General features: G+C 42.7%; 17 protein-coding genes. 9 read left to right on the forward strand and 8 right to left on the reverse strand.

The window, feature by feature from the left end; all coding sequences use genetic code 11:
- The first annotated feature begins 260 nt into the window (after nucleotides 1-260).
- Together RRG12_RS09650 and RRG12_RS09655 are read left to right on the forward strand one after the other, a co-directional pair.
- A complete protein-coding gene (locus tag RRG12_RS09650) occupies nucleotides 261-3,191 on the forward strand; it encodes a tetratricopeptide repeat protein (protein WP_420759104.1) in 2,931 nt (976 codons plus the stop codon).
- 48 nt (nucleotides 3,192-3,239) lie between these two features.
- Entirely contained in the window at nucleotides 3,240-3,491 is a 252-nt protein-coding gene (locus tag RRG12_RS09655) for a hypothetical protein (RefSeq protein WP_141699737.1), read from the forward strand.
- 280 nt (nucleotides 3,492-3,771) lie between these two features.
- Here RRG12_RS09655 and RRG12_RS09660 read toward each other — a convergent pair whose 3' ends face one another.
- The 3 genes from RRG12_RS09660 to cimA form a co-directional block, all read right to left on the reverse strand.
- The gene (locus RRG12_RS09660) at nucleotides 3,772-6,126 is read right to left on the reverse strand and encodes an arylsulfatase (protein ID WP_420759105.1); all 2,355 of its coding nucleotides are present in this window, start codon (nucleotides 6,124-6,126) and stop codon (nucleotides 3,772-3,774) included.
- A gap of 38 nt (nucleotides 6,127-6,164) precedes the next feature.
- Complete coding sequence (locus RRG12_RS09665; protein ID WP_420759106.1) at nucleotides 6,165-7,034, reverse strand: bile acid:sodium symporter family protein; 870 nt, start codon at nucleotides 7,032-7,034, stop codon at nucleotides 6,165-6,167.
- Nucleotides 7,035-7,815: 781 nt separating this feature from the next.
- The gene (cimA, locus tag RRG12_RS09670) at nucleotides 7,816-9,507 is read right to left on the reverse strand and encodes a citramalate synthase (protein WP_420759107.1); all 1,692 of its coding nucleotides are present in this window, start codon (nucleotides 9,505-9,507) and stop codon (nucleotides 7,816-7,818) included.
- A gap of 75 nt (nucleotides 9,508-9,582) precedes the next feature.
- On the opposite strand from cimA, the gene RRG12_RS09675 reads away from it, so the two are divergent.
- The 5 genes from RRG12_RS09675 to RRG12_RS09695 all read left to right on the forward strand — a co-directional run bounded on the left by RRG12_RS09675 (nucleotide 9,583) and on the right by RRG12_RS09695 (nucleotide 15,609).
- A complete protein-coding gene (locus tag RRG12_RS09675; protein WP_069071031.1) occupies nucleotides 9,583-9,921 on the forward strand; it encodes a 2Fe-2S iron-sulfur cluster-binding protein in 339 nt (112 codons plus the stop codon).
- Nucleotides 9,922-9,938: 17 nt separating this feature from the next.
- Nucleotides 9,939-10,334, forward strand: a complete 396-nt coding sequence (locus RRG12_RS09680) for a hypothetical protein (RefSeq protein WP_069071025.1) — start codon at nucleotides 9,939-9,941, stop codon at nucleotides 10,332-10,334.
- Between the two features lie 217 nt (nucleotides 10,335-10,551).
- Nucleotides 10,552-12,543 (forward strand): glycine oxidase ThiO, encoded by a 1,992-nt coding sequence (thiO, locus tag RRG12_RS09685; protein ID WP_420759108.1) that lies wholly within the window; start codon nucleotides 10,552-10,554, stop codon nucleotides 12,541-12,543.
- Nucleotides 12,544-12,778: 235 nt separating this feature from the next.
- Nucleotides 12,779-12,958, forward strand: coding sequence for a photosystem II assembly protein Psb34 (gene psb34 / locus RRG12_RS09690; protein ID WP_181931693.1), 180 nt, complete (start codon nucleotides 12,779-12,781; stop codon nucleotides 12,956-12,958).
- Between the two features lie 437 nt (nucleotides 12,959-13,395).
- Nucleotides 13,396-15,609, forward strand: a complete 2,214-nt coding sequence (locus RRG12_RS09695; RefSeq protein ID WP_420759109.1) for a tetratricopeptide repeat protein — start codon at nucleotides 13,396-13,398, stop codon at nucleotides 15,607-15,609.
- Between the two features lie 468 nt (nucleotides 15,610-16,077).
- Here the strand turns inward: RRG12_RS09695 and RRG12_RS09700 are convergent, their stop codons facing one another.
- From RRG12_RS09700 to RRG12_RS09710, 3 genes are all read right to left on the reverse strand, one after another.
- Nucleotides 16,078-17,202, reverse strand: coding sequence for a site-2 protease family protein (locus RRG12_RS09700; protein ID WP_420759110.1), 1,125 nt, complete (start codon nucleotides 17,200-17,202; stop codon nucleotides 16,078-16,080).
- Nucleotides 17,203-17,363: 161 nt separating this feature from the next.
- Nucleotides 17,364-18,203, reverse strand: coding sequence for a sulfurtransferase (locus RRG12_RS09705; RefSeq protein ID WP_420759111.1), 840 nt, complete (start codon nucleotides 18,201-18,203; stop codon nucleotides 17,364-17,366).
- Nucleotides 18,204-18,259: 56 nt separating this feature from the next.
- A complete protein-coding gene (locus tag RRG12_RS09710; RefSeq protein ID WP_420759112.1) occupies nucleotides 18,260-18,721 on the reverse strand; it encodes a DUF6220 domain-containing protein in 462 nt (153 codons plus the stop codon).
- 564 nt (nucleotides 18,722-19,285) lie between these two features.
- On the opposite strand from RRG12_RS09710, the gene RRG12_RS09715 reads away from it, so the two are divergent.
- Nucleotides 19,286-19,948, forward strand: a complete 663-nt coding sequence (locus tag RRG12_RS09715) for a LuxR C-terminal-related transcriptional regulator (protein ID WP_420759113.1) — start codon at nucleotides 19,286-19,288, stop codon at nucleotides 19,946-19,948.
- Between the two features lie 450 nt (nucleotides 19,949-20,398).
- Here RRG12_RS09715 and RRG12_RS09720 read toward each other — a convergent pair whose 3' ends face one another.
- Nucleotides 20,399-22,111, reverse strand: coding sequence for a putative bifunctional diguanylate cyclase/phosphodiesterase (locus RRG12_RS09720; protein ID WP_420759114.1), 1,713 nt, complete (start codon nucleotides 22,109-22,111; stop codon nucleotides 20,399-20,401).
- A gap of 384 nt (nucleotides 22,112-22,495) precedes the next feature.
- Entirely contained in the window at nucleotides 22,496-23,194 is a 699-nt protein-coding gene (locus RRG12_RS09725) for a phosphorylase (RefSeq protein ID WP_420759115.1), read from the reverse strand.
- A gap of 371 nt (nucleotides 23,195-23,565) precedes the next feature.
- Between RRG12_RS09725 and RRG12_RS09730 the strand changes: the two genes are divergently transcribed.
- The coding region (locus RRG12_RS09730; protein ID WP_420759116.1) for an efflux RND transporter permease subunit at nucleotides 23,566-25,201 on the forward strand (1,636 nt) is incomplete at its 3' end.

Below are 25,201 nucleotides of genomic sequence, written 5' to 3' on the forward strand. Positions count from 1 at the left end.
TTTAAAAAAATTCAATATACTATTACGCAATAGCTAGTATCAAATAATACATTTTTATATATTGCAATCCAACATATAAATCCTATTTTATTTTTGAAAAAACTCACTACATATCTATTTCCTTCTTAGCTGTTCAGAGTTCCCTCCCTATACAAATAAGTTCAGGAATAAAATCGGATTCCTATATAATATTTATGCCAGACTCACAGTTTCGACGAAATAACTCCCGACCTAAAAAGATATACAGTTTTTTCAAAAAGATGCAAAAGCTATCACTTTTCTCTATTACTTTTGCATACAATAGCGGAGTTGTTTTTTTGACAACACTTTACGCTATTGGCTTGAGCCTTGCAATAATCTTTTCTCTGACCAATAAGAATATTTTAGATATTAATAACAGTGGCTTTTATATAAGCTTTTTAGTTGTGATCATAGCAACAGTAGGAATATTTCCTGCTTCATATTTTGCTTATCTTTTTTATAGAAGAGAACGAACTCAAGCTGAACGTATTAAAAATGATTTGAAGCTATTAGGCTTGGTTACTGAAGATGAATATAATAATTTTGATCAGCTATATAAAACAGTTTACGATCCAATTCAGTTTGGAAGTTTTATACTTCTACTTACTTCAATATCAACACTTGTTCTGACAGTTTATTATATCAGTAAAATAGAACCAGATAATCCAATTAAAAATTTGCTTACTAGTACTCAATTAGGAATAATTTTTTATTCTTTCTTAGGAGCTTATTTGTTTGGAATTCGGCTTGTAATACGTCGTTACAATACATTTGACCTACAACCTCAAGTTTATGCCACTATCGTCCTACGTATTCTAGTTTCTGGAGCAATAGCATTTGGAATAGGGTTATTAATTGAACAAGGATATCTGATATCAGAAATGCCCCAGGAATCATTATCCCCTATTTCAAGCACTGCGAAGGTATCTGACAGTAGTATCGTACAACAACAAAATCCATCTTCTGAACAACAGATACCTGATAAAGATAAATCAAATATCAATCGGAAAAATGATTATGCAGAAAAACTTCTTCCGTGGCAGATATTAGCTTTTCTGATTGGATTTTTCCCAGAACAAGGTTTACGCTGGATTGTTCTTGTTGGTAAACGCGCTTTTCGAGATCCAACACTTTATCAATATAATGAGCTTCCTTTAAGAAAAATTTTAGGTATCAATGAATGGCATCAAGCGCGATTAGAAGAATTGGGAATTGATGATGCTCAAAGTTTAGCGACTGCTGATATTTCCAAACTGCTTTTAACTACCCAATTTGATACTATGCAAGTAATAAATTGGATTGACCAGGCAATCTTGCACATGAAAGCAGGAACAAGAACTGAACAATTTATTGCGTTTCAAATTACAACATATCACGAGTTATATACTCTACTCAACCAAATAAAATTAAAAGTATACGAAGCAGAAGTGAAACAAGAAGGGAGAAATAATTATAGTCAAAATATTCCAAATAAAACTCAACAAAATCGAATAGATGAGAAACACAAGCTATTAGATATTTTAAATGAAATTAGTTCTCACGTTAAAGCAACGCCGAATAAAATTTCACTTCAAGAGGATTACAGCAAACTTTTAGTTGGATTAGGATTTAACTTAACAGAATTAGAACGTCTTTGTGATTACTCAAATTATCCTAATTATGTGCGGATAGAGGAGTATTACAAGAATCTTGAAAATATTACGCGTGAGCAAGCAAAGCGAGGGGCAAAGGAAATAATACGCTCTATAGATTTCGGTGGCGAAGTTGTTGATTTTACCAGAGGTAGTTATGGAGAAAGCTTAACTCCGCAGCAAAGAGAAGTAATTGAAAATCAAGTTAGTAGAATTTATGCTCAATTGCAATTCAGCCGCCCGACTCGTTCAACCGCTGAGGGATGGGTGCAATTGGGAATACGATATTATTTGCTCAATAAATTAGAGAATGCTCTAGAGGCTTATGAACGCTCTTTAAAAATTGACCTTCAAGTTGGGGCTTATATCGGACGGAGTTTGATATACATTGCTCTGGGAAATCAAGAAAGAGATCAGGGAAACTTGAAAGATGCCCTGAAAAAACAGAAGGAGAAAGAGAAAGATGTTCTGGTAAAACAAAAGCCAAATGAAGATATACCTGTAAATGCAACCAATGAAATCACAAAATTGCAAAACGAAATCCTATTTCATTATACCAACGCTCAAAATTATTATGAAAAAGCTATTTCTGACAACACATTTGCTATCAGAATAGTGCCTTATAATGCAGACGCATTTAATAATCGTGCAGTAGCTTACATGGAACAAGGTAACTTCATTACAGCCTTGGAAAATCTTGAAATAGCATTACAGCATAATGATAGCCTTGCTACTGCTTACTACAATCGAGGAACAATTAGAAACACTCTAGGAACATCAGAAAAGAATTTTATAGAAGCAGCTTTTGACCTGGAACGGGCGTATTTATTAGGCTATCGTCCTGCTGCACTATGGGCAACTTGGGGATTAGTCTTGCTTAACACAGGGCATTATCAAAAGGCAGTTGAAAAAATTAGTCAAGCTATTGCTCTTAGCGATGAAAATCCGGCACTACACTATGCGCGACGGGGGTTTGCCTATGTAGAATTGAGTAAGGAAGCGAAGGTGCAAAAGTTAAATTATTCCTCGGAATATGCCAAGCAAGCTAGTCGTGATTTTGATAGAGCCATTGAACTGTCTCCAGAGCTTACTATCACTTATATTCACTATGGGTATCTCAAGATATTTGAAGGGAAATATGACAAAGCTATTGATTACTACAAAAAAGCAATTGAGCAAGGAGCTAAAGATTACATAATCTACGCAAATCTAGCTGAAGTTTATTTTCAATGGGGGCAATTTAAGAACACAGGAATGACTGAGGATAATACAGTTGCCAAACAGGATTATGAAGAATCCATAAAAAACTATGAAAAAGCAATTGATCTAGGAGATAAAAGACCCGAAACCTTCTTCAATTTAGCAGTGGCATATTATATTACTAACAATATAGACAAAGCAAGAGAGAAGGCCTTAGAATCTGATAGAATAGTAAGTGAAATGACATCTTTGGAATCTTCTAGATATAGCTATCTCGTAGAGATTAACCAACTCAAAGTAGAAGTTTCTGATTTTCTAAAGGGACTTCCAAAGGATTGAGTCATTTAAGTATATTCAATTTGTAATGAAAAGCGAAGATTTGTAGTCATGAACATCACAATGTATTCTCCCAATAGTGCCCAAAAAGAAGATATAAGCGAAACAGATCCATCAATAAGCATGGGAATTAATATCTATAATCTTCCTCGTGAAAGTTGTGATAGCAAACGATCCTCTGTAAAGATGCCATACGGGGTTTATTTTGGTGGAGATATTTCTACAGGAGGTGGAGAGCCTGTTGGAGTTAAGAGATGGGTTGCTAATTGGCGCGATATAGAAGGGAGCAACGCAAAAAAATGAAGTTCAGTTTTTGCAGTTGATTGCTATTAAAAAATCTGCATTTTTGATGTAAATATTTGTACTTTTTTTGGCAAAACGGATTTTTTGAGCCATTCTCGCACAACAGCAGTACACAGATGGTATCTAAATGCCAATAAGACAGGGACGGCATCCAAGACTGTTCGGATAAGCACTCTTCACTTTTCTTGTGGTCTGGGAAAAGGTTAAAGGGTAAGGGGTAGCTGTATTTAAAACCTTTCCCCTTTCCCCTTTAACTGAACCGTATTGCGACGGCATCCACCTACTGTCGTGCCATAACAGTACGCATCTCGGCTTCTGTGTCTTGAATCAAATCTCCACTAACATCCACGATCGCACGATAAATCTTGCCTGTAAACTTGAAGGGTGGTTCATAATCGGGTGTTACAGGTGCACCAGGGGCTATCCCACAAGTCACGCCACTGGTCAGACCTAGTGCTAAGGGAGTAGTTACAGGGATATCAGCTTGTCCGACTAATTTCCCATCGATATAAAGTTGGGCGCGACCTGGCGCTCCTTTCCCCTTCGCTAAATCCGGCTGACCCGTCACTTTAAACTCAAAGCGCAACTGATGGCGACCCTCCGGGACTGACTCTACAGACTCTACATGATAGAGCGATCGCGCTACATAGTTATGAACCCAGTGAAGTTTGCCATCTTTGACATAGAAAGAGTAGCCACTATCATTACCCCCGTGAGCAAGTAATACTCCTTCTGCGCCACCGATGGGAATTTCGACATCAGCCGTAATACTATGGGGACGATTTAGCACTCTGACGGCACTATTGGCTGGAATCGCCTGAGTATCGGGATAGTAAATATACCGGGTACGATTGACAGCAATCTGAGGACGTTCTTCTGCCAGTCGTTGCGTACCACGTCCATCTACAGGTAACACATTATATTTACCCGCCTCTACATACCAAGTAGCAATCATCTCAATTAGCTTAGAGCGGTTGTCAGCAGCAATGTCGTGATTTTCCGCAAAATCTGATGCGACATGATACAGTTCCCAATGATGGGTATCCAAGTCTGTAAGGGTTTGGGCTGAGATTGACGCACCAAAAAACTGCCCTGCTTCTGTAAATGATGGACCAGGCCAAGGACAAACCGCCCGCCAGCCATCATAGTAAAGAGAGCGATGTCCCATCATCTCGAAATACTGGGTAAGATGCTTAGTGGGTGCGTCAGTATGATTAAAAGTATGGGCGAAGCTTACACCTTCAAGGGGGGATTGAGTAACACCCTTGATAGTTGTGGGTGGTTCAATTTTTAGTAGGTCAAGCACCGTCGGTACTAGGTCAATGGCATGGGCATACTGAGTACGGATTTCGCCTTTTGCCTCAATGCCTTTAGTCCAATGGACGATCAAAGGATCGCTGATTCCACCCCGATAAGTTTCCCGTTTCCAACGACGAAAAGGCGTATTACCTGCCCAAGTCCAGCCCCACGCATAATGGTTGAAGGTTTCTGGACTGCCTAGCTTATCGAGTGCCTTGAGATTTTCCTCTAGGGATTCTGGCACATTGTTAAAAAAGAGGTTCTCATTAACCGAACCAGTGGGCCCACCTTCCGAACTTGCCCCATTATCCGAGATGACCATAATTACAGTATTGTCGAACTCGCCGATAGATTTGAGGAAGTTGAGTAAGCGACCAATGTGGTAGTCAGTATGGGTTAAAAAGCCAGCAAAGACTTCCATCATACGGGCATAAAGCCGTTTTTCTGCTGCTGAGAGAGTATCCCAGTGAGAGACATCGGGATCATGGCGGGAGAGTTCGGCATCGGCGGGGACGATACCCATTTCCTGCTGACGGGCAAAAACCTTTTCCCTGTAAGCTTCCCAACCATCATCAAACTGTCCGGCGTAGGCATCAGCCCATTCTTTTGGCACATGATGAGGGGCGTGCATCGCACCAGGACAGAAATACATGAAGAAGGGCTTATCGGGGGCAACCTGCTTGGCATCAGCGATGAAGCTAATTGCTTTATCTGCTAAGTCTTCGGTTAAATGGTAGCCTTCTGCGGGGGTCTTTTCTGGCTTGACGGTGTGGTTATCATAAACCAATTCGGGATAATACTGGTGGGTTTCTCCTCCCAGAAAACCATAAAAACGTTCAAAACCGCGACCGAGAGGCCAGCGATCGTAGGGACCGGCGGCAGAAAGCTGGTCTGAGGGTGTTAAATGCCACTTCCCGATCGCATAGGTGTTATAACCCTTCTGTAGTAATATCTCCGAGAGAAACCCATTTTCAAAGGGAATATTCCCATTACCACCTGGATAACCGGTAGAACCTTCTGTAATGCAGGACATGGCGTTGGAATGGTGATTGCGGCCAGTCAGCAGACAAGAACGGGTGGGTGAACACAACGCTGTCGTGTGTAGATTGTTGTAGCGCAAGCCATTGGCGGCTAATGTGTCTAGGTTGGGTGTTTTGATCGGACTTCCGTAACTCCCAAATTGGCCAAAGCCCGTATCATCGAAGACGATAAATAGCACGTTTGGTGTGCCTTCTTTGGCTCGCAAAGGTTCTGGCCAAGCAGGACTGGATTTATCAACTGTCCGTCCAATCACACCAGGGAAAGTATTTCCGGGTTTGTATTCACGAAGAGACATAAACCTAAACTCCTTATCTAGGTTGACGAGTGGCTGACTCATAACGAGTTAATTTCCCGACTCAATCCGGCTAATCTGCGCTTATTCCAGATTGAGTAAGGAAGACCTACAAAAGCTCCCAAAATTACATAAGCTACCAGTGTCGGAATCACCTGCTGCTGTATATGATTCAAAATAGCGATAAATAAAGCTAAACCAAAATTGCGAGCAATACAGAAAATTGCCAAGATAGACCGCGTATCATCATCAAGTCTGCCTAAAGCGTGTCCAATTCCTAAAGAAGCAATCACCATAATCGCGATCGCAACGAGTGGTAATTCCCCAACTTGGAAAAACAGCGGAAGCCCTAAGATGCAAGCTAAAACGACCAATACCGAAAAAACACCGTTAGCAATAAAAGTTAAATGTTGGGCAATCTTTTTAGCAAATGTAGGAGCGAACTTTTGAATCAAAAGACCGAGACTGACAGGCAATAACTGTACCAGAATGACTTGCTGGGCAACTTCTGAAATTGCCACCTTTTGCGAAATATTTTTAAATAAAGTGGCGAAAATCTCTAAAGTGAGGGGAGTAACAAAAACCGCAAGTATTGCCAGGGTTACCTGAAGACTCGCTGCATAGCATAACCTGCCTCCAGCCGTTTGCGATCGCTTTGTGCTTAGAGGCGCACCTGGTGAAGCTGCTAACAAAGCCAACCCTATCATCACTTCTGATGGTAAGTTAAACAGCTTCAGCAAGAAAATAACCACTAGAGGAACTAGCACAATAACGGCTAGAAGCACACGGAATACTAAAGCAGGTTTTCGCCAGAAGGAAAGCATCTTTTCAAAAGAGAGGTTGCTCCCTATGGCTAACATCAGAGAAAAAATAGTGACTTTAACGAGAATCAATAGTAAAGGATGATGCATACCTTTAAAATGCCTGATATTGGGTGTGGTCAACTCACCCTGAATCAATAGTTTATCTAGTCAATATTTCAACTCATCTACTAATTGAAATAGACGATAATCAATGCATTATTTACACAAAAATCAGACTAATTTAATGATGTTGTAATCCGAATTATATGCGGCTAAAAACTTTAGTAGAAAGTTATGAAGTTCTTAGGTAACTAATTTAGCAATATCTTGAGGTTGATAAAAACTAGCATTAGGGACTTGCAGAGAAATAATATACCAGCTAGTGTAAAAGATTAACCCCAAAGCAGTTATAAATGGTGGCTAGTACCGCAAGGCGGAATTAAAAATTAAAAATTAAAAATTAAAACAGCGTAAGGGTTTTGTTGATTGGGAATGGGTGGTTTATTTCCGCCGTGCTGTACTAGACGGTTAAATTATCTGGCTGATGATTACCCAATTGTTGATAAATAATCGGAGAAAGCGATCGCCAATGTGCGATCGCTTCCTCTTCTCATCCAAAAACGCAAACTTTGATCGAGGATGTTGGAGGCAGAGGGCAGTCAAGAGTAGAGGAAAACTGCCCGACGCTCCTTTCCTGAGCTACCGCTGCGCTATCTGTAACAGCCCGCGACCTAATGGAGCAAGGGTTTAAGACAAGAACTCCAAAAATTCTAGTTTTGTGGCTCTTTTTCAGGAGGGGTTTGAATCCCCAACTGAGGTAAAACATAAGAGCCTCCTGCCTCCTGCCTCCTGCCTTCTGCCTCCTTCAATACACTACACGTCCCTTTTGTCAACTAGAAGCTTTCACCGCCGCTTCCGCTTGGGAGTGTAATAACAAACCATATTCCAAGCCCTCCACCACAGCTTGATAGGAAGCCGCCAAAATATTGGTAGAAACCCCTACCGTCGTCCAGCGTTGACGACCATTGCCCGATTCTACCAACACACGAGTTTTCGCCGCAGTGCCCGTATGTCCGTTGAGAATCCGTACTTTGTAATCTGTCAAATCAAAGGTTGCAATTTGGGGATAAAAGTTCACCAAAGCCTTGCGTAAAGCTGCATCCAAAGCTGCAACAGGCCCGTTACCTTCCGCTGCCTCCAAAATATTTTTCCCTTCAACGGCGACTTTGACAGTAGCTAGGGCATTGCTAGTTTCTTTCCCCTCAATCAAGTCACAGTGGACTTGGAAACCTTTGACTTCAAAAAACTTCTGGCGATCTCCCAAAGCTTCGTGCATCAACAGCACAAAACTAGCCTCGGCTGCTTCAAATTGAAATCCTTCACTCTCCAAATCTTTGAGGCGCTGGAGAATTTCCCTGGCTTCTGCCTTTTGTTGATCTAGTTCAATGCCAAAACTGCGGGCTTTGGCTAAAACATTGCTGAGTCCAGACTGTTCAGAAATCACAATGCGGCGACGATTTCCGACTTGTTCCGGTTGAATGTGTTCGTAAGTCAGGGGATTACGTTCCACTGCTGATACATGAATACCGCCCTTGTGGGCAAAAGCCGAACGTCCCACAAAGGGAGCATGTTCATCTGGTGCAAGGTTGACAACCTCACTCACAAAACGACTAGCTTCTGTAAGTTGTGTGAGCTGGTCTTCTGTGATACAACTGTAACCCGCCTTCAGTTGTAAATTGGGAATTAACGAACAGAGGTTAGCATTACCGCAACGTTCACCATATCCGTTAATTGTACCCTGTACCATCTTTGCCCCTGCCATCACGGCGGCTATTGCGTTAGCAACCGCCATTTCCGAATCGTTATGAGTATGAATTCCAATTTGGGGCATTGGGCATTGGGCATTGGGCATTGGTGATTGGGTAGATTCTTTCCCCATGCCCCATGCCCTATGCCCCATGCCCCATTCCCCAGTTACCCTGATGACATCTTGAACAATTTGGCTAATTTCATGGGGTAAAGTGCCGCCATTGGTATCACAGAGGACTAGCCATTCAGCACCAGATGCGATCGCAGCCTCTAATGTCTGTAAAGCATAATCTCGATTGTGCTTGTAGCCATCAAACCAATGTTCGGCATCGTAGATAATGCGACGCCCTTGAGAACGGAGGTACTCAATAGTGTCACGAATCATTGCCAAATTTTCTTCTAATGTCGTTTTAAGTCCGGTTGTCACGTGTAAATCCCAAGACTTGCCAAAAATCGTTACCCAGCGAGTTCCCGCAGCCAAAATATCCTGTAGCATCGGTTCGGTGGCGGCAGTGGAATTGGGGCGTCGAGTCGAACAAAAAGCAACAATTTCAGCCTGTTTGAGCGGATCTTCTTGAAGTTGCCAGAAAAATTGTACATCCTTGGGATTGGCACCAGGCCAACCGCCTTCAATGAAGGGAATTCCCAGTTGATCAAGTCTACGGGCAATGCGTAACTTATCTTCTATCGATACCGATAGCCCCTCGCGCTGAGTGCCATCCCGTAGTGTAGTGTCATAGAGCCAAAGTTGAGGTGAGGAATTTGTGGTCATAAAACTGGGACCGACGAGACAACTTTCAAGGCAATGTGTCAATATACAACAAAAAGCCAGTTTGGCAATTTAAAAATGCCTAAGATACTAGCTCAAGGTAAAACAATTGAGTGCGAACAGGGAACCAATCTCCGAAAAATTTTGCTGCAAAATGGTATTGAACTCTACAATGACGGTGCTAAGGTAATAAACTGTCGGGGCATTGGCAGTTGCGGTACCTGCGCGGTTAAGGTAGAGGGCAAACTATCAGCAGCGAATTGGCGTGATCGAGCACGGCGTTCGCTTCCTCCCCATTCTCCTACAACAGACTTGCGTTTAGCCTGTCAAACTCAAGTTTTGGGCGATGTGAAAGTGACAAAGTTTGATGGATTTTGGGGACAAGGTTCTCGAATAGTGTGGACACCAAAAGGTTAAAAAGGAGTTAAGACAAGATGGGTAGATGGACACCTTTAATTTTAATGGCTGGAGGTTTAGCCATTCTGCTTGGTACATTACTGGGCATCAACTTTCCTATGGGCGTACAAAGCGCTAACGCTCCCAGTGACAAGAAATCACAAGTCCTGCCAGCTAATATCAATGTTAATAGCAGTGCTGGCAGCAAGAATGAGGAAACTGCAACTGAAGGAACTGAAACAACCGAAACAAACGAAAATAGACGCACTATTGTAGCCCCAAGACCTGACAACAGGAGTAGCGTTGCCCAAAATCCTTCTGATGACTCAACATCACCTGCTGACAATACAACAGACGGCACAGATACTTCCGGAACAGACACGCCATCAAACGATGTCAATCAAGGCAATGAACCAATTCGAGCTTTGTGGTAACTGAACAGCGCTGAGTTCTGTTAGCGGATAGCTAGGGTTAAGCCAGTTCCGAGTGCTGAGTAAAAAATAAAATTAATTGCACTCAGCATTCCTGATGAAGATAGATCCGTCTTTAGTTACGAGTTATAAGTTATAAGTTATGAGTTATTAGTTATGAGTTATTAGTTATGTACTAATGATAAATGGCTAATGATAGATGACTAATGACTAATGACTAATGACTAGTGAGACTGTAATTATTGGTGGCGGCGTTGTTGGTTTAGCGATCGCCATTGAACTAAAACTGCGCGGGACACAGGTCACCGTGCTTTGTCGTGACTTCAAGGCTGCCGCTACCCACGCCGCCGCTGGGATGTTAGCACCAGATGCGGAAAACATCTCTAATGAGGCAATGCGCTCCTTGTGTTGGCGATCGCGTGCTTTATATGCCGACTGGACGCGCAAATTAGAAGAACTGACCGGCTTAAATACTGGCTACCGTGCCTGTGGTATCCTTGCACCTGTTTTTGAGGAGGCAGGGGGGCAGGGGGGCAGGGGAGTAGGGGAGCAGGGGAGCAGGGGGGAAAGTCTTTCCCCTTCATCCCCGGCTTACTGGTTAAACAAAGAGGCAATTCATCAATATCAGCCAGGATTGGGAGCAGATATAGTTGGTGGGTGGTGGTATCCTGAAGACGCACAAGTTGATAATCAGGCTCTAGCTCAGGTATTGTGGACGGCGGCTGAGTCTGTTGGTGTTGAACTCAAAGATGGCATTACAGTAGAAGCATTTTTACAACAGCAGGGACAAGTAGTTGGCGTGCAAACCAATGCTGGAATAATTCGCGCCGCGCACTATGTTTTAGCTTCAGGTGCTTGGTCAAATGAATTGTTACCATTACCTGTGCGTCCCCGAAAAGGACAAATGCTGAGTGTGAGAGTACCGGAATTTGTACCGGAATTGCCCTTAAAGCGGGTTTTATTTGGACAGGATATTTACATCGTACCAAGACGCGATCGCCTTGTTCTTGGGGCAACCAGCGAAGACGTTGGCTTTACCCCCGACAATACCCCAGAAGGTATTCAAAAATTACTACAAGCTGCCATCCGGCTGTATCCCCAACTAAAGCATTATCCCATCCAAGAATTTTGGTGGGGATTTCGCCCAGCCACTCCTGATGAGTTGCCCATTCTTGGCACTAGCCACTGTCAAAACTTAACCCTTGCTACTGGTCATTACCGCAACGGAATTCTACTTGCGCCCATAACCGCCGCATTGATTGCCGATTTCATCTTGGAACAAAAATCTGACTCCCTACTTGCTAATTTTCACTATTCGCGTTTCCAGTCCAAGCCATCTACCTCCACGCCAATGCTGACTCACTCTGCCAATTTCTCCAATGGGCATCGTACCCTAGACACGATGAATCGCGTCTCTACAGACTCACCACTAATTATTGCTGGGAAAACCTTTCAATCTCGTTTGATGACGGGAACTGGGAAGTATCGCAGCATTGAGGAAATGCAGCAAAGCGTCGCCGCTAGCGATTGCCAGATTGTTACCGTAGCAGTAAGACGGGTACAAACCAAGGCTCCCGGACATGAAGGTTTAGCTGAAGCCTTAGATTGGACAAAAATCTGGATGTTACCCAATACCGCAGGTTGTCAAACTGCTGAAGAGGCGATTCGCGTGGCGCGTTTGGGGCGAGAAATGGCGAAATTGTTGGGACAGGAAGACAATAACTTTATCAAGTTAGAAGTAATACCAGACCTTAAGTATTTACTCCCAGATCCAATCGGGACGCTGCAAGCAGCAGAACAATTAGTCAAAGAAGGTTTTGCAGTATTGCCTTATATCAACGCTGACCCGATGTTAGCCAAGCGCTTAGAAGAAGTAGGCTGTGCTACGGTAATGCCTTTGGCATCGCCGATTGGTTCTGGACAAGGGCTGAAAACAACAGCCAATATTCAAATAATTATCGAAAATGCAGGTGTACCAGTGGTGGTAGATGCCGGTATTGGTTCACCCTCAGAAGCCGCTCAGGCAATGGAATTGGGAGCAGATGCCTTGTTGATTAATAGTGCGATCGCACTTTCCCCAAACCCAGCAGCAATGGCTCGTGCTATGAATTTAGCAACAGTTGCCGGTCGTCTAGCATACCTTGCTGGCAGAATGCCAATCAAAGATTACGCCAGTCCTAGTTCACCTCTAACTGGGACGATTACTAGTTAGTTAGGGAATGGGGAATGGGGAATGGGGAATGGGGAATGGGGAAGAAGCAAGGGAGGAGGGAAAGAGTTTTTTCCCCTCTTTCCCCCGCACCCCGCCCCTCTGCCTCTTTTCAATGCCCAATGCCCAATCAATGCCCAGTCCCCAGTCCCCAATGTAACGATTTATCTAGCAGTTTAAGAGCGGATTTAGCATTTATGTAACATTAAATGAACGATAAAGATAAAGGAATTAATTCATGCCCTATACGAATGAAGAAGGCGGTCTTCTGAATAATTTTGCCCGTGAACCAAAGATTTATCAAGCAGAACCTCCCACAGAAGGGCAAAAACGAACTTACATCCTACTAGGAATCGCTGCTACAGCTTTGGTTGTCGGCTTGATTCTAGTCGCCTTCTTTGTTTCTAAAAGCAGTTGAAAATAACCACTTTAATAAAATTTCAACTTTTTTATAGTTTTTCAGGTTCCGTTCTTAAGAGGGGCCTGCTTTTTTATAAGAAGAATTCAGAAGTCAGAATTCAGAATTGAATTGGAGTTCAACTGGGTAATGAATATTGGTTTAAAACCTTGCCCGCAAGTGGCGCGAAAAAAAATTAAAATATTCTCGCCTTAAAACTCTATCCCTTTATGGGTAGAGTATTTTGAATTCTGTATTCTGACTCCTGTTTTATTTTTTGTTAAAATTGAATTAGCAATTAAAGTATAATTGCATACTTTATTATTTATGTAGACCTGAAGGCTCAGTTTATCCTGAGCAGCACAATATCTACTTAAAAATAATTTTTATTATGAGTTTAGCCCGCTTGGATGCACCCAGAAAGGTGATATATACTGTGTTTTGGCTCTTTAGCCGCTATGAGCGTGAATGATACTGTACACAACAATAATTCTACTTGGAATCGGCAAGTATACCACCGCCTGAAACTTGCCCTAAGTCTTGGCTTACGACGACAACTTTTTTTAGCTGTATGTGATGATTTACACTTAAGAAATCAGGTAGCAGCCCGTTTGCATTCTACATTGGCTTATCCTGTTGGACAGGTGCTATATCAGTCATCAAATGCTCAGGAAAATAGCACTCCAGCTTATCCGAGATTAGTCACGTTGCGTTTGAATTTAAATGATCCTGATCCCATAGTCCAGATTAATCAATGGTTGGCTAACTATCCACCGCCAATTGTTGGGGCATCAAAAGATACGCCTGGAAGACCTTTTCCAGTACCAGCATTTCAGATTGTAGGCGTGGAGCATCTCACCAAGGAACCAGTTGCGACACAGCGGTTATTTCTGCACTATCTCCGCTCAAGCGAACAATATTTTTCTACACAAGAATCCGGTCGATTCTTAGAATCTAACTTGCTGTTGTGGATACCGCGTCCTTGGTTATCTGCTATTAAGCAATCAGCACCACAATTTTGGCGTTCCCGGACTGGTGTATTTGTGTTTGCTGGAGAACCCACACCAGCAACTCAGAATTCCGGCTATCCAGAACGTTTTTCACGTTCTGGAAGTTTGGATTTAGGAAATATTGAGCAGTCGATTTTAGATGAATCAGTTAACCAAGAAGAACTTAGAACCGCAACCACCGGGTTAAACTTTGAGAGTAATTCCGATTTTTCCGCAGAGATACAAGGGAATGGCATACATAAAACTCAGGAAGTTTCGCCATCAACAGCAGATTTATTGAAGGTTGCGCCACAACAGCAGGAAGCTACTACTAGATATGGTGGTGGGAGTAATAATCAATCGCTGTCGTCTTTATCTTATGTTAGCAGCGAGTTAACGGAGCTAGTAATCGCAACAATCAACACAAATACTGCTCAAAATACTGAGGGTTACTTACAACCGCAGCAGATTTTGTTGGAGATTGAAAAATTACACGAAAAGGAAGTTTCGGCGGAGATACTGGCAGAAGCTTATCATCGCTTGGGTACTTTATACCGTCTTCGGATTGAGCAAGGAGAGTCAACCTTAGAAAACCTGATGGTAGCAATTATTGCCTATCAGGAGGCAATAAGCTATGACGAAAGCTCACCGCAACTCCCAGATATCTTGAATGATTTGGGTACACTTTACTGGATGTTATACCGTACACCACCCAATTCGGAGGAAGGACAAACTTATATAGACCAGGCAATAGAATTTTATCAGTTGGCGTTAAAGATGATTTCGCCCCAGACACATTTGGAAACTTACGCTCGTGTGCAAAATAATTTGGGGACGGCTTATGGTGACTTAGCTCGTTTTTCTCACCCATCTGAAAATTGGCAGCAAGCAATTTTAGCTTACAGTGAAGCACTCAGCTATCGTACAGCCGATATGGATTCATTAAAGTATGCCGCTTGCCAGAACAATTTGGGTACTGCTTATTGGCATCTGGGTCAATATAATCAACCGATTGTGCATTTAAAGAAAGCGATCGCAGCTTACAATGAAGCACTTGTACACTACAACCCCGAAGAGGAGCCGCTCAAGTATGGCATGATTCAAAATAATATCGGTACTGCCTGTTGGAATCTGGCACAATACGAACAACCTGCCCAAAATCTCCAGCGAGCTATAGTTGTCTACAGCGATGCTCTCAAGTATCGCACTCCAGCTAACGTTCCTAGTGCTTGCGCCGCTACACAAAATAATCTGGGTACTGCCTACTGGCATCTAGCAAACCTATCTCAGACAACTAAAGAGGCACGGCAAAAGTATCTGAAATTATGTATCAGTGCTTATGAAGAAGCTATAGCTTTAGCTCACTCTCTTAGCGGTACTTCTTTAAGTTTTGATTTGCTTGCCTCTTATAATAATTTGGGTCTAGCCCATTATCAGCTAGTAATAGATAAGTCTTTTAATGGCGAGAAAGCAGTACGTTCTCAACACTTAGAAATAGCATTAGATAACCATTTGCAAGCCTTAAAGGGATTAAGTAAACAACCAGAGGCTTATCAAACAACCTTCGCTTATGTAGTGAAAACTATTCGTGCTTTTCATAATGAATTAGGGATACAGGGACAAAATCTAGCTTTATCTAAAGTTCCTAGTCAGTTGTTACCAGAGATTTTGTCAAAATTATAATTTAAGAAGAATTCAGGAGTCAGAATGGGCTAAACGCCCCGCTATCGCTAACAGAATTCAGAATCAAGACGTGACTCGAAAATACTCGCTAAAGCTGCGAAGCACAGCCAGTCGTATATAATTCATTCCGACTCCTGACTCCGAATAGGGTTCGGTTAAGGCAATAGACGCGATAAATCGCTGTCTCTACAAGGATCAATCTTTCGTATTGACGGCGATTTATCGCGTCTTTGGATCTAGAATTTTCATCAAAAAACCTTAATCGAACCGTATTGTCCTGACTCCTGACTCCTGAATTCTGAATTCTGAATTCTGTTCGATAAAAATGTAGAGAAGCGATTGATTTATCGCTTCTCTACAAAGGTTTGTTATTTTTTTGAGATATAGCCGTAGCCACATAGGTTAGGACATTTTGAAAACCCCAAGGCTAGGAATAGTAATACTTTTACCTCCTGCCTCCTGCTATAACTATGCAGGGTTAGGTTGAGTTCGGCTTTGAAGTAGCTGGATAATTGCAGCTTTTTCTAAGATTCCAACTAGAACGCCATTTTCACGAATTACGGGAAGTACAGATAGCTTTTGTTGTTCGAGTAGTTGCATGACTTCCAGCAGAGGTTGATCGGATTGAACTGTGGTAGATTCAGTAATTGGTCGCATGACTTCCTTAACTTGAGTTTCTGACCACATTCCTGTTGGGATGCTTCGTAAATTATCAACTGCGATCGCACCTACTAATTGTCCATCATCATCAGTCACTAAGAATCGATGCCAGTTTTGCCCACTGATGACTCGCTCATCGGCAAATTCTCTTAAGCTAAGACTACCAGATACAATCGGGCTGTCATGAGTTACAGCATCTTCGGCTGTCAAACCTGTGAGTTTTTCTTGCACTCTGGCAAATTGAGCCGCATTACCAGCATTTTGCAACAAGAAGAAGCCAATTAACAAATTCCAGATGTTACCGAAGTTGCCAAACAATAGTAGGGGAACTATACCTGAAAGAATTGCTACCCAACCAAAGATTTGCCCAACTCGACTAGCAAAGGTGACACCTTTATAAGGATTACCTGTAATTTTCCAAACGATGGCTTTCAGTATATTTCCGCCATCTAAAGGTAAGCCAGGAATCAGGTTAAATAGAGCTAATGCCAAGTTAACAGAAGCTAAAACACCAAGAATTGCAGCTAACGGCCCTGATGCAGTAGTAGTAACACCAATCGCTGTAACGATACCGCATAATAGTAAACTTACTAGAGGCCCTGCGATCGCAACCCAGAAAGCCTCACCTGGGGTTTTCGACTCTTTTTCTAAACTCGCCAAACCGCCAAATATAAACAGTGTGATGGATTTGACATCAATCCCCTGACGAATAGCAACGAAACTGTGGCCTAATTCATGGGCGACGACAGAGGCAAATAACATCAGCGCTGTCATCAATCCTAGTAGCAAAGCTAATCCCGCAGATAATTGGGGAAATTGTGCCGCCAGTCCACCGCTATAACTCCAAGTTACTAAACCCAGAACTAAAAACCAGGACGGATGGATATAGAAGGGAATTCCGAAGAGATTGCCAACGCGAATTGTGCCATTCATGTCGTTCACCTTTGATTTCAGCTTTGAGAAGTTCGTTTTCGTTCTTCTCGATGTCTCTAGTGTAACGAAAGGTTAAGATATTTTAATCTTCGTGACGGTAGTGGTGTCCGTCTGTAAAGGTGCGGTTATTGGTAATATTGGGATCATCCAACTAACTCTCACTACCTCTCGATCGCTACATCAGGCAGGCGACTCCACTCATTCCAAGAGCCATCGTAATTCCGAACATTCGGATAGCCCAATAAATACTTTAAGACAAACCAGGTATATCCAGAACGCCCGCCGATGGCACAGTAGGGAAACACTTCTTTATCAGCCGTAATCCCCTTACTGTGATAAAGATTTTTCAATTCGTTGAATGATTTAAAAGTTCCATCCTCGTTGAGAGTTAAGATATGCTCAAGATGGACTGCACCTGGAATATGTCCAGTACGTTCACCTTCTTTTGGTGGTTGATCGAAAAACCACTCACCACAGTATTCTTGAAGTGTTCGGACATCTAACAACACGCAATCGCTTCGACCAATTGATGCTTTAACTTCATCATGTAATACTCTCAGACTAGGATCAGTAGCTTTGGCACGGTAATCAGTAGCAGAAAACGTGGATAACTCAGTTGCTAGCGGACGACTTTCTGACTTCCATTTCTGATAGCCGCCATTGAAAACTTTTACATTTTTATGCCCAAAGACTTGTAACAACCAGAAAATCCAGGCTCCGGTTCCAGGATAACTGCCATAGGCAATCACTGTAGTGTCATTGGTGATGCCTGAACGTGCCATTAGCCTCTCAAAAGCGATCGCATACCAATTCACCTTCAAATCAGGCAATAGTAAATCTCTAAAGAAGTTCCAGAAGACAGCACCAGGTATGTGAGCATTTTTGTATGGCTTTGGGCTGATATCCACTTCAATAATACGGACATTTGGATCGTGGAGATGATTTGCAAGCCACTGGGTATCAACGAGAACAGATGAAGATGAATCAGCGTATTGAGACACTTGTATTTCTCCTGTAATAGTGCGAAAAGAATTGAAAGTTATATTTACTCAGTAATTTATTCTTGGTTCTGGTTGGGAAATACGACGTGGGATGTTCGATGAACTAAGGTTATGGAAATAGAGAATAAGGAAAAGCCGATGAGTGGGTGAAACACTGCTAAAGGAAAAGAAGTCTTCAAGTGAATTGTGAGAAATTGCAGTCCCAGCAGTACTGAGATACTTGCTGTAAGGCTCTGGACTCTTGGGGGAAAGGGAATCAAAAACACCCATACCAACAAAATTAGCGAGAGTCCGCTATATCCTCGCACGAGCCAAATATGTAGATTCCACCAATCAGAGTTGTAAAAGTAAGCCATTCCAACACTGAATACTTGGGTTGCTAAACAGAGATTGAAAAACACTGCTGCGATAAAAAAACTGATTTGAATCCAGCGCCCGGATATCTGTGTATCATCAATGCCAGAATTTACAGTCATGGTTAAGTAATCCAAAAAAGCAAACAAATAGTCATTGGTCATTGATAAATGGCACTAAGTAAAGATACAGCCCTTGCTCTAACTGGTTCCCAGCCTAGAGGCCTACGGTGTACACACAAGTCCTAAAAACCTAGCTTGATAAGCATTTCCTCGTTCCCAGTCTCCGACTGGGAATGCATTCATTGAGTCTCTGACTCAATATCTGACTAGAGGCAGAGCCTCTAATCAGGCATTCCTATGCAGAGCATAGGAACGAGATAAACGAGATAAACGAGATAAACGAGAGAACAATGATGAGAAATTGATCTTTTTTCGACTTGTGTGTACACCGTAAGTCTAGAGGCTGGGAAACCATTCTGGGAGGCTCTGCCTCCAGTAGCTTGACAAGAGGCAGAGCCTCTTTAAATGCATTCCCAGCCTCCAGGCTGGGAACAAGACGACACAAGCCTTTGGGCTTTTCTTAGTGCTATTCGGTCATTGATAAAGAGTTTGTTAGTACATACCTCGCAAGAGAGTGGCCAAAAAACTAATGACCAATGACAAAAGCTAGGATAAGTCTGGTTGTTATACTGCGCCTAGACCTCGAAAGGGTACAATTTGCCAATCATGATTGCATTACAAACTCTATTTCATGCAATTGCTCAAGCTAAAGATGAACAGACATTGCGATCGCATATATCCACAGAAATGAGTGAGTATTTTTCAGCTACACGATGTGGGCTGTTTTTCTTTGCCCAAATTTCTCAAATTGACAGCAAGATTCAAAAAACACTGCAAATTGCATTATCACCGCAATACAATCCAGTTGCACGCTACTTGCTAGAACGCCATGCCCCTGTTCATGAAGCTTTGGTAGTAGAACCTAAAACATGGAAATTGATTTGTCCTCGTACCGATCACTGGCACGTCATGGCAGGGCCAATTGTCAGTAATGGTGAGTTAGTAGGTGTGGTAGGTTTGACGCGTCAGCAAGGAATGCCTGCATTTGATTCACAAAATCTCACGGATTTGAGTGCGCTTTGTCTGCACATTTCTACTTGGGTAGCAATGGCGCAATCGCAACAACCACTATTACAGACAAAGCGTTTAACGCCTCGTGAAATGCAAATTGCTTCCTTGGTGGCTCAAGGACTAACTAATGCAGAAATTAGTGCTGAACTTTGGATTACTGAAAACTCTGTCAAGCAAGCCTTAAAAAGGATGTTTCGCAAGCTTGAGGTTTCATCTCGTGCTCACATGGTTGCAAAGCTTTCCACCGTTTCAAAATAAATGACCTTTTATTCGCTTCATTGAATGCCGAATTTCTCACCTCATTTCCCCCTGTTGAAGAAGAATTCAGGAGTCAGAATTCAGAAGTCAGAATTCAGGAGTCAGAATCAAGACGCTCCTGCGTCGCTAACGCTTCTCTACGAGACGCAACGCGAACGCTATCAGTCGGGGATTCAGACCGGCGCAGGTCTTGTTGACCACCAAATTTCCAATTTGGTGGGGGTGCAAAAACGCCGATTATTCAGACGCTCAATTACTCGCTCTAAGCGAAGCATCCCGAAGGGTATACGCTGCGCTATCCGCCAGTCGCACAAAATTCATTCTGTTAGCGGTAGCGGGGCGTTTAGCCCATTCTGGCTCCTGACTCCTGAATTCTGTTCGATAACCATTTATTATCAAAATTCAACTGAAACGCTATCAGGGGAGAGATTTTTTGGCTTAAGCATTCACTTATGCTGCAATTGTCTCCATCTGCTGAGAACTTTTCTGCAACATCTGGACAATTATATCAGCGGGCACAGGACAACTGAAGTAGTAACCCTGACCTTCATCACATCCCTGCATTTTCAGGTAGTCAAGCTGTTCTTGAGTTTCCACACCCTCTGCCGTGATTTTCAACCGGAGGCTCTTTGCGAGGGCAATAATGGCATCAGTGACGGCGGCGCTATCAGGATTGGACATGACATCTTGTACAAATGACTGATCAATCTTCAGCATATTCACGGGAAAGCGCTTCAAGTAGTTGAGGGAAGAATAACCAGTGCCGAAGTCGTCTAAAGCCAACCATATACCCAGTTCTCGTAATTCTTTTAAAGTTTTAACTGATCGCTCCATGTCGGCCATCAAGAAGCTTTCTGTCACTTCCAGTTCCAGGCAAGATGCTGAGAGTCCAGTCTCCTGAAGAACTTGGCTGACGATCTCAACTAGATTCGGTTGTTCAAACTGTCGAGCTGACAGATTCACAGATATCCGAATTGGGGTAAATCCAGCAAGTTGCCAAGCACGGTTTTGGGCACAAGCAGTTCGCAAAACCCATTCATCAATTGGCACGATCAAACCATTGGCTTCTGCGATCGGAATAAACTTTGCCGGAGAAACTAAACCTAATGTAGGATGCTGCCAACGAACCAATGCTTCCATCGCTGTAATTTGTCTGCTGTGTAAATCAATCAGAGGTTGATAATAAACCAGCAGTTCATTACGCTCAAGCGCACCATATAATTCATTTTCTAAACTTAGTCGCTCCTGCAACTGAGCATTAATTTCCGGCGAATAAAATTGGTACTGGCTACGTCTTTGCTGCTTCGATTGATACAGTGCTATATGAGCCTGTTGCAATAGCTCATCTACGCTATTACGATCATTTAATCCATTGATTGTAATGCCGATGCTGGCGGTGATATGAATCAAGTTCCCCTCTAGAGAAAAAGGTTTACTCATGGTACTTAATATCATCTGAGATAGCTTAATCACACTTTCAAAAGAAACAATTTCTATGCGGGCGATGGCAAATTCATCTCCACTTAAATGGGCAAGAATATCTGTTTGTGCCATGCAGGTTGATAATCTCTGAGCAACTGCTCTTAATAACAAATTTGTTGTCTGAGGTTCCAACCCATGACTCATCCCAGTGAAATCATCAATACTCAGCAAAAAGACAGCGACAAGGCGCTGGTTGTTTTCAGGTTGAGATAGAGTTTGATAGAGGCGATCGCGAAATAAATCACGATTGGGTAATCCAGTTAGATCGTCATAATTACTGATGTAGTGAATTAATTCATCTAATTTGTGAAGAGTTTGTGAGGTATCCGTCATCAATGTACCAGCTTCATCAGCAAATTCTGTAGGCAATTCAGGTAGGGTTTTGGTGTTCAGATAGTTTTGCAATGCAGCAGATGTAAAAATAACTGGTTTGAGGAGGTGGTGTATTGCGTAGAGGGTGGCAGCTGTACCTGCTAATGTCGCCAATAGAGCAACAATCATAACTCGCGCTGCCATCTCTAAGGAGTAAGAGTTTGAGATAACGAAACTGAAAAGTAAGGTCAAAAGTGGTACGTGAGTGCCCAAAAATGCCACCAACATAATTTTAGCGGTGTAACTTTTCTTGAGCCATCCAAAATTAGCTAGGAACGAGTACAGGTAGAGGTTGTGATTGAGCTTCATAAATTCTGTTTGATAGTTGGTAAATTAGTTCCGAGCTATGCTGAAAAAAGAGGATTTTTGATTAATAATCCAGTGGAATTAGCTCTCATGGAACCCAACCCTGATCAGGTCATATATTATGCTTCCCAATATCGCTTTCTATTTGATATGTATAACGATAAAGTTTCTGTAAAACTTATTCCAAAAGTGATTTCACAATCAATACCAAAATTATATTGATTGTTACGCTATTAATATTTATTAGTTTGTCTTAATGTGATATGCCAGCCCTAAATCATTCGTGATAAACAAGATTCCCGATTTCTTAATAGAAGTCAGGAATCTGCGGGTTGCAACCTTATCTAATTGGTGAAAAATAATTTTTTATAACAAAGACGCAACAGATTATTTATAGCTATAGCCTGAAAAGAGCAGATTTGTAACTTGCTCTAACACCTTTAATGCTGTTAATGAACCTCGAACCAGCCAAGCAGCAGCAACGGGTTGTTGAAGCATTCCCATCGCTAAAGGAAAAGGGTTTAGGGAGCCATCAGAATTAATTGCTGGTGTGAGATCGGGAATATTATGCTGACAATCATCGCTAACTACTCGCAGTATTGCTACGTCTACCCCAGCGGCATTGAAAAACTCTAGGGCGGTAAATCCTTCCATATCAACAACATCAGCCGCTAAAGTCTCACCCAAATGACGTTTTTCGGCAGCAGACCAAATCACGCGATCGCTTGTCAGTGACTTGACTAAATTTAGTGCTGAGTGCTGAGTGCTGAGTGCTGAGTGCAATTGTGCTGTGAAAGTGCGATCGCATTCTTGCAGTTTCCCCTGATAAATACAATCTTGATACAGCACAATATCACCAACAGTGTGGCGATCGCTCAAGCTGCCACATATACCCATAATCAGTACTCTGGATTTTGGAGCTATCAATTGGGATTGTTGCAGATATTTAAGCAAAGGCTTCATCCCAACAGGTATGGCTACTACTGTTGGGATGAAGCCTGTAACGCCGCTTAATCCGCGACACACAGCTTTATATTCTGCTCCTTGAGGCACCAGAATTGTGTTGATAAGTGGAAAATTAGACATTAGCGCTCTTGAGAGTCTGAGTTTGCGTCTGAATTTTTATGCTCAACAGAGCTAATTTCATCGAAACAGAATTCAGGAGTCAGGAGCCAGAATGGGCTAAACCTTAGCTATCCGCTAACAGAATGAATTTTGTGCGACTGGTGGATAGCGCCGGCGGCAAGCGAGTATTCGCTTTCCGCGTCGCTACCCTGCATCTTCATTCTGAATTCTGACTCCTGAATTCTTCTTCTTTAAAGTTCGATTAAATATTGGTTCATATTTAAGTGACAATAAGTAATATTACCGTTTGGTGATGATCAAAACTCGCAAACCAAAGCTGATTGCTGTAGCATGACTAAATAATTGTGTCACCCACACGATAATTTTCCAAGATGGTAAAGCTTCGTAACTCAAAATCCGCACGAGAACTCTTCAATATCTCCAAATTGGCGATTCAATTTTCGTGGCTGACGGTGAGTTTTTGGATTGCCGTAACGGTAGCTGGTATTCTGGCTTTCAGTTCTCTTAAGTATGCTTTGTTTCCAGATATTACCTTTCCAGTGGTGGTTGTAAATGCTACAGCCCCCCTGGCAACTGCCCTGGATACAGAGGCGAAGCTCACCCAACCCCTAGAAGAACGCCTCCGTTCCCTAGAAGGACTGGAGAATATCCGCTCATCTACTTATCCTAGTCAAACAGCTGTTGCCTTATCTTTTGCCGTTGGAACGAATTTAGAAACATCAACTAAAGAAGTTGAAACTGCTCTCAAGCAGTTGACTCTACCTCAAGGAGCAACTTCCAAAATTATTCCCCTGAATCTAAACGAGTCAGCTGCCATTAGCTATGCCATTGAGAGTCCCACACGGAATCTCACAGATTTGACAAAATTGGCGCAAGATGAAATTGTCAGTGCGATCGCTAAACTACCAGGAGTCCTGAAAGTTTCATTGCTAGGCGCTGCAACTGCAACTCCTCCGGTAAATCCAGCGAATGCGAGTGCAGCAGCTCTACCTCAGGGTGGCGCAACATTAGTCAGGTTTAATGGCCAAGATGCACTTGCATTTCAAGTCATCAAACGCGGTAGCGCTAACACCTTAGAAGTAGTGAGTTTAGTTGAAAAAGAAGTTCAAAGGCTACGCTCTACCCTCAAGGATGTTAACCTCACCTTAGCTGCCACCCAAGCAGAATATATCCGCCAAGCCACCCAGTCAACAATCGATGCGCTGATGGAAGCCGTTGTCTTGTCGATAGTGGTAATTTTTCCTTTTTTATGGAATTGGCGGGCAACTCTCATCTCTGCCTTGGCGATTCCGACATCTTTGTTGGCGACGTTTATCGTCATGGCAATTTTTGGCTTCAACCTAGAAACGATTACATTGTTGGCTTTGGCCTTAGTTATTGGCAGTGTCATCGATGATGCGATCATCGATGTCGAAAACATCATGCGGCACATTGATGAAGGGGAAACTCCTCGCCAAGCCGCTTTTTCAGCTACAGATGAAATTGGCTTAACAGTCATCGCCACAACTGCTACAGCAGTAGCGGTTTTTTTGCCCATTGGTTTGATGGGAGGAGTCATCGGACAGTTCTTCAAGCCATTTGGAATCACAGTTTCAGCAGCCATGATTGCTTCGACATTGGTTGCCCGTACACTGTCACCAGCCTTAGCTACTTATTGGTTAAAACCTGCTAATTCAAATCCCCAACGCCGCCAGGAAGGAAACATCTGGGCGAATTTTACCCGATTTTATAGAAACTTACTCCACTGGTCTTTAAACCACCGCAAGACAGTTGTCGCATTAGCCATACTTAGTTTCATTGCAGGTATGGCACTGAGTCTACTAATTCCCAAAGGATTTATCCCGAAATTAGATCGCGGCGAGTTCAATATTACTTACACCGCCCCCTTGCCGAGTATTCCTGGTAGAGGAGAGGGACAGGAGGGCAGAGGGGCAGGGGAGCAGGGGAGCAGGGGAGAAATTTCAATCCCTAATCCCCAATCCCCAGTCCCCAATCCCCAATCCCCAG

It is taken from the genome of Nostoc sp. CALU 546 (assembly GCF_048836525.1).

Coding starts and splice junctions, on each gene's coding strand:
- RRG12_RS09650 (WP_420759104.1), top strand. CDS start 261: ATGCAAAAGCTATCACTTTTCTCTATTACTTTTGCATACAATAGCGGA.
- psb34 (WP_181931693.1), top strand. CDS start 12,779: ATGCCCTATACGAATGAAGAAGGCGGTCTTCTGAATAATTTTGCCCGT.
- RRG12_RS09680 (WP_069071025.1), top strand. CDS start 9,939: ATGGGTAGATGGACACCTTTAATTTTAATGGCTGGAGGTTTAGCCATT.
- thiO (WP_420759108.1), top strand. CDS start 10,552: ATGACTAGTGAGACTGTAATTATTGGTGGCGGCGTTGTTGGTTTAGCG.
- RRG12_RS09725 (WP_420759115.1), bottom strand. CDS start 23,194: ATGTCTAATTTTCCACTTATCAACACAATTCTGGTGCCTCAAGGAGCA.
- RRG12_RS09675 (WP_069071031.1), top strand. CDS start 9,583: ATGCCTAAGATACTAGCTCAAGGTAAAACAATTGAGTGCGAACAGGGA.
- RRG12_RS09710 (WP_420759112.1), bottom strand. CDS start 18,721: ATGACCAATGACTATTTGTTTGCTTTTTTGGATTACTTAACCATGACT.
- RRG12_RS09665 (WP_420759106.1), bottom strand. CDS start 7,034: ATGCATCATCCTTTACTATTGATTCTCGTTAAAGTCACTATTTTTTCT.
- RRG12_RS09660 (WP_420759105.1), bottom strand. CDS start 6,126: ATGTCTCTTCGTGAATACAAACCCGGAAATACTTTCCCTGGTGTGATT.
- RRG12_RS09695 (WP_420759109.1), top strand. CDS start 13,396: ATGAGCGTGAATGATACTGTACACAACAATAATTCTACTTGGAATCGG.
- RRG12_RS09715 (WP_420759113.1), top strand. CDS start 19,286: ATGATTGCATTACAAACTCTATTTCATGCAATTGCTCAAGCTAAAGAT.
- RRG12_RS09720 (WP_420759114.1), bottom strand. CDS start 22,111: ATGAAGCTCAATCACAACCTCTACCTGTACTCGTTCCTAGCTAATTTT.
- RRG12_RS09700 (WP_420759110.1), bottom strand. CDS start 17,202: ATGAATGGCACAATTCGCGTTGGCAATCTCTTCGGAATTCCCTTCTAT.
- cimA (WP_420759107.1), bottom strand. CDS start 9,507: ATGACCACAAATTCCTCACCTCAACTTTGGCTCTATGACACTACACTA.
- RRG12_RS09655 (WP_141699737.1), top strand. CDS start 3,240: ATGAACATCACAATGTATTCTCCCAATAGTGCCCAAAAAGAAGATATA.